This window comes from uncultured Oscillibacter sp., from assembly GCF_947654275.1.
Classification (GTDB): Bacteria; Bacillota; Clostridia; order Oscillospirales; family Oscillospiraceae; genus Oscillibacter.
Genome location: NZ_CANTJS010000065.1, coordinates 1 through 14000, shown reverse-complemented (window position 1 = coordinate 14000; position 14000 = coordinate 1). Strand labels below are relative to the sequence as shown.

The 14000-nt window shown below is 62.0% G+C and carries 9 protein-coding genes and 3 tRNA genes; 1 reads left to right on the top strand and 11 read right to left on the bottom strand.

Features of this window, described 5'->3' with window-relative positions:
* A partial coding sequence (locus Q0063_RS12930) for a methyl-accepting chemotaxis protein (RefSeq protein WP_297872391.1) occupies window positions 1-1675 on the top strand: 1675 nt, incomplete at its 5' end.
* 455 nt (window positions 1676-2130) lie between these two features.
* Here Q0063_RS12930 and larA read toward each other — a convergent pair.
* The 11 genes from larA to Q0063_RS12875 form a co-directional block, all read right to left on the bottom strand.
* Entirely contained in the window at window positions 2131-3396 is a 1266-nt protein-coding gene (larA, locus tag Q0063_RS12925) for a nickel-dependent lactate racemase (RefSeq protein ID WP_297872390.1), read from the bottom strand.
* A 246-nt stretch (window positions 3397-3642) separates the two neighbouring features.
* Window positions 3643-4356, bottom strand: a complete 714-nt coding sequence (locus Q0063_RS12920; RefSeq protein ID WP_297872389.1) for a hypothetical protein — start codon at window positions 4354-4356, stop codon at window positions 3643-3645.
* Window positions 4357-4541: 185 nt separating this feature from the next.
* Window positions 4542-5921: an ROK family protein gene (locus Q0063_RS12915; protein ID WP_297872388.1), complete on the bottom strand. Its 1380-nt coding sequence runs from the start codon at window positions 5919-5921 to the stop codon at window positions 4542-4544.
* 1009 nt (window positions 5922-6930) lie between these two features.
* Window positions 6931-7018 (bottom strand) — tRNA-Leu (locus Q0063_RS12910).
* 103 nt (window positions 7019-7121) lie between these two features.
* Window positions 7122-7209: transfer RNA gene (locus Q0063_RS12905), tRNA-Leu, on the bottom strand.
* 30 nt (window positions 7210-7239) lie between these two features.
* Window positions 7240-7325: transfer RNA gene (locus Q0063_RS12900), tRNA-Leu, on the bottom strand.
* A gap of 207 nt (window positions 7326-7532) precedes the next feature.
* Window positions 7533-8918 carry a citrate/2-methylcitrate synthase gene (locus tag Q0063_RS12895; RefSeq protein ID WP_297872387.1) on the bottom strand — a complete coding sequence of 462 codons (1386 nt, stop codon included), beginning with the start codon at window positions 8916-8918 and terminating at the stop codon, window positions 7533-7535.
* Between the two features lie 367 nt (window positions 8919-9285).
* Window positions 9286-9645: a hypothetical protein gene (locus tag Q0063_RS12890; protein WP_297872386.1), complete on the bottom strand. Its 360-nt coding sequence runs from the start codon at window positions 9643-9645 to the stop codon at window positions 9286-9288.
* Window positions 9642-12335 carry an ABC transporter permease gene (locus Q0063_RS12885; RefSeq protein WP_297872385.1) on the bottom strand — a complete coding sequence of 898 codons (2694 nt, stop codon included), beginning with the start codon at window positions 12333-12335 and terminating at the stop codon, window positions 9642-9644. The genes Q0063_RS12890 and Q0063_RS12885 overlap by 4 nt, the downstream gene beginning before the upstream one ends.
* Window positions 12336-12340: 5 nt before the next feature.
* Complete coding sequence (locus Q0063_RS12880; protein WP_297872384.1) at window positions 12341-13030, bottom strand: ABC transporter ATP-binding protein; 690 nt, start codon at window positions 13028-13030, stop codon at window positions 12341-12343.
* A gap of 146 nt (window positions 13031-13176) precedes the next feature.
* A partial coding sequence (locus Q0063_RS12875) for a rhomboid family intramembrane serine protease (protein ID WP_297872383.1) occupies window positions 13177-14000 on the bottom strand: 824 nt, incomplete at its 5' end.

Sequence of the window (14000 nt, the reverse complement as noted above, 5' to 3'; positions counted from 1 at the left end):
GGAGACCCACGTTCTCACCCACACCTCCCAGGGGGCCATCGGCATGACCACCCGGTCGGGGGATTCCCTGAAATCCTTTCAGGACACCATTCTGGCCCAGAAGCAGCTGACGAACCTGGGCATCATGAAGTCCCCCGGCACCGGCAGCATGATTCTGTCCATGTACTATCCCATCTTCGAGGGCCGGCGGTGCATCGGCTATGTGGGGGCGGGCGTCTATGCCAGCCACCTGATGGATTCGCTGCTGAATCTGAATATCAAGGGCCTGCCCGACAGCGAGTATGTATTCCTGAACGTGGACACGGGGGTGTATCTTTACCACGAGGACGACGCCCTGCTGAACACCGAGACCGCCGACGCCGGGTATCAGGAGATTCTCCGCCGCATTCAGGCCGACGGCGGCACCCAGGCCAATACATATTCCTACCGGGACGAGACCGGGGTGGAACAGCTGGTGGTCTACAAGTTTCTGAAGGACCGGGGCTGGGTCTTTATGGTCCGCGACAACGCCACGGAGGTCTACGGCACCGTGACCAATGTGCGCATTCTGGTGGGCGTGCTGTGCACCGTGACCGCCGCCGCCGTCATCCTGCTGACCCTGCTGCTTCTGCGGCGGGAGGGCCGGGAGCTGATTGTAGTGGAGCGGGCCATCGGCCGCCTGCGGGACCTGAATCTCTCCACCGACCAGGAGCTGGAGGCCTTTTATGGCCGGTCCGACGAGATCGGCATGATTGCCCAGACCACACACCAGGTCTGCGATATCCTGCGCAAGACCATTGACGACGTGGGCCGTATTCTGGGGGAGATAGCCGGGGGGAACCTGGCCGTGGACGTCACGAAGAACGAGTCCTACTACATCGGGGACTTCAAGGTCCTCTCGGCCAGCCTGCAGTCCATCCATGCCAATCTGGTGAACGTAATCCGGGATATCTCCCAGGTGGCCGGAGAGGTGGGCGCCAGCGCGGGCCGCGTGTCTGCGGACGCCCAGGCGCTGGCCCAGGGGACAACGGAGCAGTCCGCCTCGGTAGACGGACTTGTGACCAATGTCACCGCCATTACCACCCAGATTCAGACCAGCACCGTGCGCTGCGGCAGCGCCAGCGACCTGGTGAGCCAGGCCACCAGCTTCGCCGCCGAGGCCGACGCGAAGATGGAGCAGCTTACCGCCGCCACCCGGAATATTGACCAGTCCTCCACACAGATTGGAACCATTATCAAGACCATTGAGGACATTGCCTTCCAGACCAATATCCTGGCCCTGAACGCCGCCGTGGAGGCCGCCCGGGCCGGCAGCGCCGGAAAGGGCTTCTCCGTGGTGGCGGACGAGGTCCGCAACCTGGCCGCCAAATCGGCCCAGGCCGCCCAGAACACCAACGAGCTGATCAGCCGGTCCATCCAGAGCGCCAAAAGCGGAACGGAGTCCACCGATCTGGCCGTCTCCGCCATGCAGGACATCGACGGCTGCATTCAGTCCATCAAAACGCTGATGGACGAAATCGCCGCCGCCAGCGTCCAGCAGTCGGAGATGATTGCGCTGGTGGAGACCGGAATCAGGGAAATCTCGGCTGTGGTTCAGAACAATTCCACCGCCGCCGAAAAGAGCGCGGCGGTGTCCAAGGAGCTGTCTCAGCAGGCCCTTACCCTGAACAGCCTGATCAGCCGCTTCCGCATCTGACAGGACCGGCGGAAAGCCGGACGAAAGGCGGCTCATACTTTAGCAAGCGTCAAAATTCCCGACAAACGGGTCAGCCAGGGGGCCGACCCCTGCAAAGGTGTGTAGGGGCCGCCGTCCTCGGCGGCCCGCTGGCAGCAATCATGCGTATCAGAATCAGAAGAGGTCCAAAAGGCCCCCGGAGCCTTTCCGGGGGCCTTGCTTTGTGACTTCCGGCGCTGCCGAGGGGGCGATGGGAACCAGGGGTTGGCGGGAACCGGGAAGTGGCGGGGCCGCGCCGCCGTCCACTGGGGTGTGTTCCGGTCGCTTCAGAGACGGTCCGTTTGACCGCCGGCACACCTGAACGCCGGTGCGGACCGATGTTCAGGCGGCGGGGGCTGGCCGGATTTCTCTGCGTGCTGGCGATGAGGTCTGCCGGGGGGGTGAACAGAGGCTGCCTCTGTTCAGCTGCGGCGGCTCTAAACCGGTTCCCGCAGCGCGGGCAGGGTGGACCCGCCATAGGGCATGGCCAGCACCGAGGCCCCGGGGCCCAGCTTCCGGACGGCGGCGTCGTAGGCCTCCTGGACGCTGTGGAAGGGCTTCATAAACAGCCGTTCCACCAGGGCGTCCTCCAAATCGGAAACCAGATAGATGTCCGCCTCCTCCAGCACCATGGCAATGGCGGCGGCCTTGTGGCCCCCCAGGCGGAACTCCCGGCGGATGCGGTCAATGAGGGAATGGGCCGTGGGGGCGGAGGTCATCCACTCCTCAAAGGTCTTCTCTCCCAGCCCCTCGGCGCAGGAGCCCATAAGGACAATGACGCCGCCGGGCCTTACGGCGTGCTTGGCGTTGTCCAGGGCCTTCTGGGTCTGGTAGAGGTTCAGGTCCTTGGGGGCCCCGCCCTGGGACACCAGCACGATGTCCGCCTGCCGGGGGATGGGGACCTGATAGAGGGTGTCCAGAAAGGCGCAGCCTGCCCGGTGGGCGGCGGTGACGTCTCCCGCTGCGGCGTGGATGATCTCCTTGTGGGCGTCCAGCACCACGTTGAGGATGAAGTCCACCCCCACCATGGCGGCGGCCTCCTCGATGTCCTCCCGGACGGGGTTGCCCTCCAGCTTTCCCGCGTGGGCGGCGGGCTGGACCATGCGGCTGTGGTTGGCCTGAATGGCCGCCCGGGTGGAGACGCCGGGCATGATGGCCTTGGCTCCGCCGGAGTACCCGGCGAAATAGTGGTACTCGATGTTCCCCAGGCAGACCCGGCGGTCCGCCTCCGCCACGCGCCGGTCGATGTCCACCGGTGTGCCCCGGCCGGTGACGCCGATGTGGACGCAGTCCGCCGGGGCCAGGTCCACGCAGGCAATCTCCCCCCAGGCCCGCTCTCCTGCCAGACGGCGTTTTTCCTCCTCCGTGTGGCCCCGGTGGCTCCCCAGGGCGAAGACCAGGGTGACGTCCTCCCGGCGGACCCCTCCGGCATAGAGCTCGTCCAGCAGGGCGGGGAGGACCTTCCAGGTGGGCATGGGCCGGGTGACGTCGCTGGTGACAATGGCCACGGTCTCGCCGGGCTTCACGATGTCCCGCAGCCGGGGGGAGCCGGTGGGCCGGGCCAGGGCGGCGCGGACCCGCTCCTCCTCGCCGGCGGCGGGAAGCTCAACGGCGTTGGGCTCCAGAACGCCCAGCAGGACTTCCGCCGGGAGGCGGACCTGCTGGGTCCGGGTTCCGATTTTGAATGTAAGCGTCTGTTCCATGGGTTCCTCCTTTGAGCGTTCCGCTGACGCGGAACCGAACGGGTTTGTGTTTGATTTCCTGATGACGTCAATCTGGGGACGGTGCTCCAAGGGCAGATAACGGTGAACGCTGTCAGCGGAAGCGGCCTGGTTCCGCCTTTATTTCACTCTCTCTGCCAGTTCGAGCTCCGGATGTGTCAGAATGTGATTGATTCCTGGGTCTGGATATTCTGCGAATAACGCGGGCTGTACGTTGCGCCTGTTTCTTCAGACAGCGAATTCTTTGGAAAAAATCTTATGATCGGGCATGGGCAGCTGCCGGAACAGCTCCTCATCCCACAGGCAGGCGGCAAGCTGATATAATCCATGTGCAGGCACAAAAAGCACTTTGTCGGTATCAGGATCAAAGTCTGACCGCATTGCTCCCTTGCACAAAAGTTCTAATTGCGCCCCCGCTTCTTCCGGGTTTTTATCATATAACGCAAGCAGGTAAGCGACGGTCGCCCGGTCCCACTGCGGACTTTTTCCAGATACAAATTTTTTTGCTCCTGGAACGGCAGAATCCAAAACGCTGCTGTCCCTGCGCCATAGTCCGATCAGCATATCGGTGGCAGGCCGGTATGTAGAATAAATATGTGTTACCCGTTCCGGTTTGTGGGGGACAAGCAGGTCCAGCGTTTTCATATTCCCCACAGCGAGAGCATCCAGCATATCAAGAAAGGCCTGGTAATGAGAATCTCCGGACAGTAAAGCGCAAAAGCTTCTGAAACAGTTTTCCTGATAAATCAGGCTGTTCAGCCTGTTCCAGTCCTTTTCCCTCAGCACCTTCCCGAGACATTGCGCATAGGGAAAAAATCCAATCTTTGTGAGAATGCTTCTGAATACCGACCCTGTTTCATGATACCGTTCCATCATCAGCCGGATGTGCTCCTCGATGACCTGTGGCAGTTCGCCCCATTCGCTTTGAGAGGGTTCCGTCATTCTTTTCCCTTCCTCCACAAGACTCAGACTTGCCGGGTTCATTCTATCATACCTGCCGGCTTTTGCGCAAGATGCAGGCGGAAAATTGCCAGGGCTATGAGCCGCCGGCGCGGACGGCAGAAGGAAGGCCCCCTTACAGAGAAACGGCGCCTGCCCGGAGTGCCGGGCAGGCGCTGTTCCTCTTGTTACTTGATTTCCGGCAGGCTGGCGGCGGCCATGGACTGGCCCACCCGGCGGAACTTCTCGTCGGGCAGCTCCGGGACGATTTTCCCGGTGAGCTCCGGGTACTCGTCGGCCAGGACCTTCCTGGCGGTGTCCAGGATCAAATCGCCGCCCTTGCCGCTCATGACCCGGCCCAGCAGCAGCACGTGACGGCAGCCGTAGAGCTCGTAGTAATAGGCCAGGGTGTGGCCCAGGTAGACGCCGATGGACTCATAGACCCTGGCGGCCCGGGGATCGTCCTCCGCCATCAGGGCCTGAACGGCCTTCAGCTTCTCGGCGGGGGAGGCGCTCTCGTCCAGCTCAATGCCCGCCCGGGGGGCCAGCTTGATGACGCCGTCCTGGGAGAAGTATTTCACGCCGCAGCCGATGTCGCCGCTCCACTCGTCCCGCATGGCGCCGGGCTGGGCGTCCACGGGGACGAAGGCCAGTTCGTTGAGCCAGCCGGTAATCCGGCCCTCCTCGTCCACATAGCCCACGGCCTCGCTGGTGCCCATGGCGATGCCCAGGACGCTGTTGTCGCTGAGGCTCATGGCTCCCGCCAGGGCGGACACGTCGCCGTCGTTAATCACGCAGTAGGGAACCTCTCCGAAGGTGTCGCGGATGGCCCGGATGTAGATGTCCTTGACCTTCTCGTCGTAGATTTCCCTGGGCACCTTGAGGAACAATGAGGCGTTCATGGTACGGTTGTTGATGTAGATGCCGGCGGAGCTGACGCCCACGGCGTCCACCCGGGGCATGTGCTCCGCGGCGGATTTCAGGGCGGAGACGATGCCGTCATAGTGGTAGTCCGGGTCGGCGTTGGTCTTGGGGAACCAGACCACCTCCTCGGAGTAGACCGTCTCGCCGTCGATGACGGCGGAGACCTTCCGGTCGGACCCGCCGGCGTCGAAGCCGATGCGGCAGCCCTCCAGGTGGCCGCCGATGGCCTTGGGGTCGTCCTTGGCCTGGGGAATCTCATCCACCAGAACCACCTCAAAGGGGTGCTCAAACACATTGGCCATGTAGTCCCAGTCGAATTCCTGCTGTCCGCCGGGTCCGTACACGGATTTCAGATAGCTGTAAATGCCCTCGTCGCCGCTGACATAGACCTTGAAGCCGCCCTTCATCCATAAAATGGTCTTCACCAGCCGCTCGATGTAGTAGCAGTCCGCCTCCTTCATCTCCGGCGTGCCGTGGATGAAGGTGCGGCAGGCGGCCATCTGGCCGTTGGAACGCTCCACGGCGATGCCGACGGGCTTTTTTGCGCCGTCCAGGAAGGCGCGGTTGAAGCGCATGAGGGGGATAAAGTCCGGGTCCAGGGAGGGGACATGCCTGAGTTCCACTTGGATGCCAAATCGGTTCATAGCGATTCTCCTTTATCTTTATCCTTAGAATCTGAGTCCACAGCCGGCGGGGCTGAAGGAATCCGGAGGATTTCTTTCAGGGGATGCCGTATCGAGGCGCTGGCGACCCCGCGGGGGCGGTGGACTGCGGTGACTTTACAATCAATATACCATGATTCTACCAAAATTACAATTGGGTTAAATAGCAATTTTGTACGAACCATACAACGAAAGGGTACGGCGGGGGGACGGATGCGGGAACGCCCCGGCCAAGACCGGAGCGGCGGTGGGGATTTGGGGCGGAACAGAGCCCGTCCGAAGCCGCCGGGGGCGGAAAACAGGCCGGCTTCCGCAAATCGTCTGTAGGGGCCGCCGCCCTCGGCGGCCTCTCTTCCGGAACCGGGAGATGTCCCGTTCGGGGATTCTGTGCAGGGGACGGGCTTTGTCCCGGTCTGTCTGCCGGGAGCCCGGCATGATTGGAAGAACGGGCGGGCACAGAGGCCCGCCCCTACAGGCGTTACGATAGGTGTAGAGCCTGTATTCACAGTCGGGGGGTGCTGGATGGACGGGAATTTTTCTTGTCAGACAAGGAGATCTTTTGCGCCCGCAGCAATCCTGACGGATTGCAAGGGAAATCGACGCGGTATGGCAGGAAAAAGACCGTTCAGACAGCGTTCAGCGGTTGTGAATACAGGTTCTAAAGTGCCCGCCCCCTACGCTGCATCCTCCGGAACAAATGCGTGAATAGACACGGTCAAAAAAATACGGGCCTCAGCCCGCGTCGCCCGTTCTTATACCGCCGCAGACCCGGCGAATCGCGGCGGAACAGGAAAAATTCCTGGCATACCGGCATAGTTTAAATTTTCACCCGTAGACGGGGAACAAAAAAGACACAGGCCTCAGCCCATATCCCCGTCCCGATACCGATGCGAACCCAACAGAGCGGTTCGCGGCGGAAAGCGAAGAAATTCCCACCGCAGTGCAGTTTTCGGCGGAGCCGGAAACGGAACGAAGGTGGGAATTTCTGAGCTGGTGCGCGAGGCGGGACTTGAACCCGCACGTCCGTAAAGGACACTAGAACCTGAATCTAGCGAGTCTGCCAATTCCACCACTCGCGCGCATCGTATGAACTTGGACCGGCGGAAAGAACTTGGACCGGCGAAAAAAACCGGCGCGGGGGAGAGAAAGAGAGGGGCCCCGCTCCGCCGGAGCGGAGCCCTCTGGTGCGCGAGGCGGGACTTGAACCCGCACGTCCGTAAAGGACACTAGAACCTGAATCTAGCGAGTCTGCCAATTCCACCACTCGCGCATGGCATGGCGCCCTTCCGGGAAGGGACTTTGGTGCGGCTGACGGGACTTGAACCCACACGTCGATACGACACCAGCACCTCAAGCTGGCCTGTCTACCAGTTCCAGCACAGCCGCAAATTGCATTGTTCCCCGGAAAAGACTGCTTGATCATTATAGCCAGAACCGGCCCGGTTGTCAACCCAATTTTTGATTTTCTCCAAAATTTTTTCTTTTGCGGCTTTACCGCCCGGAAGCCGGCGGCGTCCTTTCCGCGTACCGGAATTTGCCGCGCCGCCGGAGCCTTGCCCTGCCCGAAGGGCGGACCCTTCGGGCAGGGGGCGTTCAGCGCATTTCCAGGGGCACATAGGAGCGGTGTTCCTCCACGCACTCGTAGCGGGGGCGGATCAGCTTGCCGCCGGCGCTGAGCTCCTCCATGCGGTGGGCGCTCCATCCGGCAATCCGGGCCACGGCAAAGAGGGGGGTGTACAGCTCCATGGGCAGGCCCAGCATCTCATAGACAAAGCCGCTGTAAAAATCAATGTTGGTGGAAACGGCGTCCTTGTGCCGCCGCTGCATCAAAAGCTCCTTACCGATGCGCTCCACGCTGGCGTACAGGTTCAGCTCCGGCTGGCGGCCCTTTTCCGCGGCCAGGCGGGTGACATAGTCCCGGAAGACCTCGCACCGGGGGTCGCTGCGGGTGTAGACGGCGTGGCCCAGACCGTAGATCAGGCCGCTGCCGTCGAAGGCCTCCTTGTCCAGAAGCCTGGTGAGATAGTGCCTGACACAGTCCTCGTCGGCCCAGTCCCGTATATGCTCCTTGATGTTGTCCATCATCTCCATAACCTTGCTGTTGGCGCCCCCGTGGCGGGGGCCCTTCAGGGAGGCCATGGCCGCCGCGATGGCGGAATAGGTGTCCGTGCCGGAGGAGGTGACCACGTGGTTGGTGAAGGTGGAGTTGTTGCCGCCGCCGTGGTCCGCGTGGAGCACCAGGGCCACGTCCAGGGTCCGGGCCTCCAGCTCGGAATAGCCCCGGTCCTCCCGGAGGAGGCGGAGGAAGTTCTCCGCTGTGGACAGGTTTGGCTGGGGCACGTGGATGAAAAGGCTCTCGCCGTTGTTGTACCGCCAGGCCTGATAGGCGTAGATGGCCAGCACCGGCATGTTTGCCGTCAGCTGGAGGCACTGGCGCAGCACGTTTTCAAGGCCGGTGTCGTTGGGCTTGTCGTCGTAGCAGAACAGGGTCAGAATGCCCCGCTGCATGGTGTTCATCAAATCCTTGGGGGGCGTTTTCATGATGACGTCCCGGAAGAAGTTGGTGGGCAGGGTCCGGTAGGAGGCCAGCTGGATGCAGAAGTCCTTCAGCTGCTCTTCCGTGGGCAGCTCGCCGAAGAGCAGGAGATAGGCCGCTTCCTCAAAGGCGAAGCGTCCCCGCTGGGCGGAGCCCCGGACCAGCTCCCGGCAGTCGATGCCCCGGTAGTACAAAATGCCGTCGGCAGGGGTGATGTGTTCGCCCTCGGGGCTGTCGACCACATGATAGGACTGGATTTCCGCCACCCGGGTCAGACCCGTCAGCACGCCCCGGCCGTCCTCGTCCCGAAGACCCCGCTTGACATTGTACTCCCGGTACAGCCGGGGGTCGATATAGTTCTTCTTCTCCCACTGCTCCTTCAGAGCCAGAATGGCGGGGGTGATCTCGCAATAGGCGTTTTCCCGGTTTTCGGTCCAAATCATGGCGGAGCTCCTTTCCCATTGGCCTGTATGTTGGTAATAGTGCAATTTTACCACGATGGACTTTCATTTTCAACGGCAATTCGCCAGAAAAACCGAGGCAGGAAGAAAAATTTTGCATAATCCATACAACGGCCTGCATTTTCGGCCTGCGGCCGCCCCGTTTGGCGCCCCGGGCCGCCGGGCGGTCCGCTTTCGCCCCGGGCTCCGGAGAGCGCCGCGCCCCCCGGGGCCCTGAAGGCCTCGGGGGGCGGCGGTTTTTTTGAGGGGTTTGCCTGTCGGGGGAACGGCGGCGGCTGGGCGTGTCCGTTCATGCGTTTTATCGGGATAAGGAGGCGGGAGATACGCCAGTCGGGGGAACGGGGGCGGCTCAGGGCGTCCCGTCGTAGACCAGCCGCCAGGAGCCATATTCCTGGTCCGCCCGGAGGCGGACGGCGGTTCCCTCCGCAAAAATATCGGCAAAGGATTCACTGACGGTTTCCCCGTCCTCCGTCTGGAAGGAAACCGTATAGACCAGGCTTTCCTCCTCCGGCAGGGTGAAGGCGCAGAGCTGGGTGTCCGAGATGGCCGCCTCCGAGGAAAGGGTTTCTTCGCCGCAGATCACCGTGATGTGTGAGATGGATTCGGAGCTGTAATTGGTGAGAATCAGGTTTCCCTCCACCGTCTCCTCCCGTCCGCCGCAGGCGGAGAGGAGGAGCAGGAGGACCATTGCCATACACAGTCGTTTCATCCTTCCGCCTCCCGCAAACGCTCCACAATGGTGTGCTTCTCCACAGACCGGCAGACGCACAGGGGAACCGCGACCCCCAGAATCAGGAACACCGGCAGGATAACCGCGATGGGCAGGAGGGTCAGCCGGTAGGAGAAGAACCAGAACAGGCCGCTGAAGGTATCGCCCAGCAGAGGCCCGGCGCAGACCGTCATCACAAGGGAGGCCAGCAGGGCCAGGAGCGTGTAGTAAAGACCCTCGAACACCAGCATGGTTTTCAGCTGCTTTCCTGTCATGCCCACGGACTGGAGCACCGCCAGCTCCCGTTTCCGGGTGAGGATGCCCGTGAGGACGGCGTTGACGAAGTTCAGCACGCCCACCAGGCCGATGATGAAGCTCAAAGTCCCGCCCAGAATATAGAACATGTTCCGGAAGCCCTCGAACTCGGCAATATAGCTGGACCGGCCCTCGTAGTCATAAAGGGGCTGGACGTTTTCCGTGTAGTCCGCCAGAAAGGCCTCCATCTCCGGTTCCAGCTCATCGGTGGTGTTGAAGCACCAGTGCATAATGGAGTCCGTGCCGGTAAACTGCTTGAAGACCTCCGCGTTCATTACATACTGGTTTGCGCCGTAGAACCGGTAGTTGACGGTCTGCCGGACCACCACCCGGGCGCAGACGGTAAAGGTCCGGTCCTCGTAGACCTTGGGGATGGAAAGATAGCGGCCTCCGGTTTCATAGAAGGCGTCGATGTCCTCGATGATCTCGCCGGTACCGGCGTCGCGGTATTCATATTCCGCCACACTCCGCAGAGTGACCTGGTCGCCTACCCTGGCCCAGTGGGAATCCGGGTAGGGCTCGCTGTAGTCGTTTTCCATCAGCACGGCGGCGACGGCGTTCTGACCGGGGTCGTAGAGGGCGGAGATATCCCCTTCCACCACGGTGAGAAGATCCAGGGGCAGGTCCTCCATGCCGTAGACCATGGTCCGGTCCATCAGGAAGCCCCGGTCGTCCCGGACGGCCTCCTTCACCGACAGCTCCACGATCTCCGGCGGGTTCCAGGCTCCGATGCTCAGACGGTACCAGTCTTCCGGAACGAACTGCTGCACGTCCGTCACCTGGCCGTAGGTCCGGCCGCTCTCCGTGATGCCCGCGCCGCCTTTTTCCGCCACATCCGCAATGATCTCTTCCGGCAGGGCGTCGCCGGCGGAGCGGAACATTCTGTTGACATTGAAGTAGCTGCCGTCTCCCAGGATGAAGTCCACGTCGGCATTCCGGGTCAGGTACTTGTCCATGTCGAAGCCGGTGGCAAAGGTGTAGGTCATGGTGGCCAGCACCACCGCCAGGCTCAGGGAGAGGACCGTCACCACGGTCTTGCTCCTGCTGCGGCCCAGGTTGGCCCAGGCCATACGGGGCAGTGACGCGCCGCCCCGGACCCGGCGGACCTTCTCCCGCCTGCCGGGCTTTTTCGGCGTGCCGCCTTCGGTGTAGCGCACTGCCTCCACCGGGGAGACCCTGGCCGCCATGCGGCTGGGCCGGGCACAGGAGAGAAAGACCGTGACCAGGGCAAACAGCGCCGCCCCAAGGAAAATCAGGGGGTTGAAGGTGACGAAGGCGCGCTTGTAGCTCAGCTGGGCCATGATGATGGGGGTGAGCCGGTTGCCGGTGACGAAGCCCAGCAGGAGGCCGATGGGGATGCCGATGAGGCTCAGAAGCAGGGCCTGCTGGCGGACAATGCGCTTCAGCTGCTTTCCGGTGGTGCCGATGGTTTTCAGCAGGCCGTAGAACCGGATGTCGTTGGTGACGGAAATCTGGAAGACGTTGTAGATAATGAGATACCCGGTGAAAATCACCAGGAGGGCCAGAACTGCCACCGTCAGAACCGCGCTGATATCCATAGCCTGGGTAAACTTGGCCCCGGTGTAGCCCCAGTTGACGCCGATGTCGATATAGTTGTCCGCCGCGGCGTCCTCGGACTGATACCCATGGGCTTCCAGAATGGCGTTCAGGTTTTCCTCAATGTGCATGGCGTCCCTGAACATCACATCCAGATTCCACTTGCCGGTCATGGAATAGGGGTCCCCGCTGCTCAGGGCGCAGAGCTCCTCAGCGGCGGAGCGGGGCAGGAGCACGTGGCTGGCCACCACGGCGCTGTCGTACTCCCACCAGCCGGAGAGGGTGAAGGTCCGGGTGACGGGGATGGGATGGCCTGTGAGATCGTCCAGATTGAAGGTGATGGTGAATTCCGCGCCGATTTCCGGCTCTACCCCCAGCAGAGACAGCACCCGGATATCCGTTGCCGCCTGATTGGTCCCCTCCTCCGGCAGGGTCCCCGCCACGGGGTCGCAGAAGTAATGGGGGGCGGCGGCGGGCTCCAGGTAGGAGACCTCTACATGGGACTTGCTGAAGGGGGGCTCGGAGGGCATACCCACAAAGAGGCGGGTGAAATGCTCCGCGATCAGGGGATGGGTTTGCAGCTCCTCCACCTGCGCCAGGGACAGCTCCTTGAAGGTGCCGTGATAGTCGCCGCCGGCCTGGCGGAAATTCTCCTGCTGGTAGGAGGCGTTGATGGACCCGGCGATGGTGAACAGGGATGTGAACAGCAGCGTGGTCAGGGCGATGGCGAGAACCGCCACGATGTTGCGGGTCCGGGCGGCTGCCATGGAGCGCAGCCCCAGGCGGCGGATACAGCCCTTGTTGGGAACGTTCAGCATGGCTCTCACTCCCTTCCGCCGGTCTTGCGGGAGGAGCGGATGGTTCCGTCCTCGATGCGGATGATGCGGTCCGCCAGCTGGGCGATTTCCTCGTTGTGGGTAATCATAACAATGGTCTGGGCGAATTTTTCGCTGGTGATTTTCAGAAGGCCCATGACGTCCTGGCTGGTTTTGCTGTCCAGGTTGCCGGTGGGCTCGTCGGCCAGGACGATGGCGGGCTTGGCCGCCAGGGCCCGGGCGATGGCTACCCGCTGCTGCTGGCCGCCGGAGAGCTGGCCGGGCAGGTTTTGCAGCTTTTTTTCCAGGCCCAGGGTCTCCACGATCTGGTCCACATAGGCGGTGTCGGGCTTCCGGCCGTCCAGCTGGATGGGCAGGACGATGTTCTCATAGACGCTGAGTACCGGCACCAGGTTATAGTTCTGGAAGATGAAGCCCACCTTGCGGCGGCGGAAGATGGTCAGGGCCTCGTCCTTCAGGGAGAAAATCTCCTGCCCGTCCACGGTGACGGACCCCGAGGTGGGCCGGTCCAGTCCGCCCAGCATGTGGAGCAGGGTGGACTTGCCGGAACCGGAGGTGCCCACCACCGCCACGAACTCGCCTTTTTCCACCGACAGGTCCACGCCGTCCAGGGCCCGGACCTCGGTGTCCCCTGCGCCGTAAATTTTCCGCAGGCTGTTTGTCTTCAATACGGTCATTTCTGATTACCTCCACAGGAAAAGTCTGTACTGCCTTTCGACAGTACAGACTTTATCACGGGAATCTGTCCAGAATCTTTCTAGAATCTAACAGTTCTGAAAGATTCGTGGTTTCTGCCCCTGACAGGGCGGCGGCGGAAAAAACCTCAGCCCCGGGTGTGCTCGTGGGCGAAGATATGGTCCTGGCAGTAGCAGTGATAGCCCTCGCACTTGGAGCAGTAGCGGAATTCCAGGTCCGGCCACTCGGTGTCCGTTCGGCCGCAGACCTCGCACTTGTAGCGGTAGCCCTGCCGGGCTTCCTTCTTTTTCTGCTGGCGGGCGGCGGACTTGAACTGAATGGTCTGACGGGAATTCCTGTGCCTGGCAAAGGCCCGCTGCCGGTCCGTCAGGTCCACAAGCTCGCACCAGAAGAAGACCAGCACATTCAGCAGAGCCACCACGGGCAGCAGGGCCTTCAGGTAGTTCCCCGCAAAGAGAGACCCCAGCATGTCCACAGCGAAGAGGGCCAGGTCCGCGATGGCCAGCCATTTGGCCTTGACGGGAATGATGTACAGCAGCATCAGCCGGGCGTCGGGGTACAGGGCGGCGAAGGCCAGAAACATGGACATGCCCACATAATAGGCGCCCAGGATGGTCCCGCCGCCGAAGGCGTAGTAGCCGATGACGCCGGTGAGGACGGTCAGGGCCGCGCCGGAGAGGTAAAAGAGATTGAACTTCGGCGTGCCCCACTCCCGTTCCAGCATGGAGCCGATGAAGTACATGAAATACAGGGACAGAATCAGCGTAAAGGGTTCGGTGCTGTCAGGCACGAACAGGAAGGTCGCCAGCCGCCAGACCTCCCCGTGGAGCACCTGCCCCCAGTTGAAGCCCAGATAGCTCAGGGCCGCGAACCGGGTCAGCCGCAGCAGAAAGAACACAATGACATTGCCGGCGACGATGTACCGCATGAGATTTGGAATTCCGAACCGGG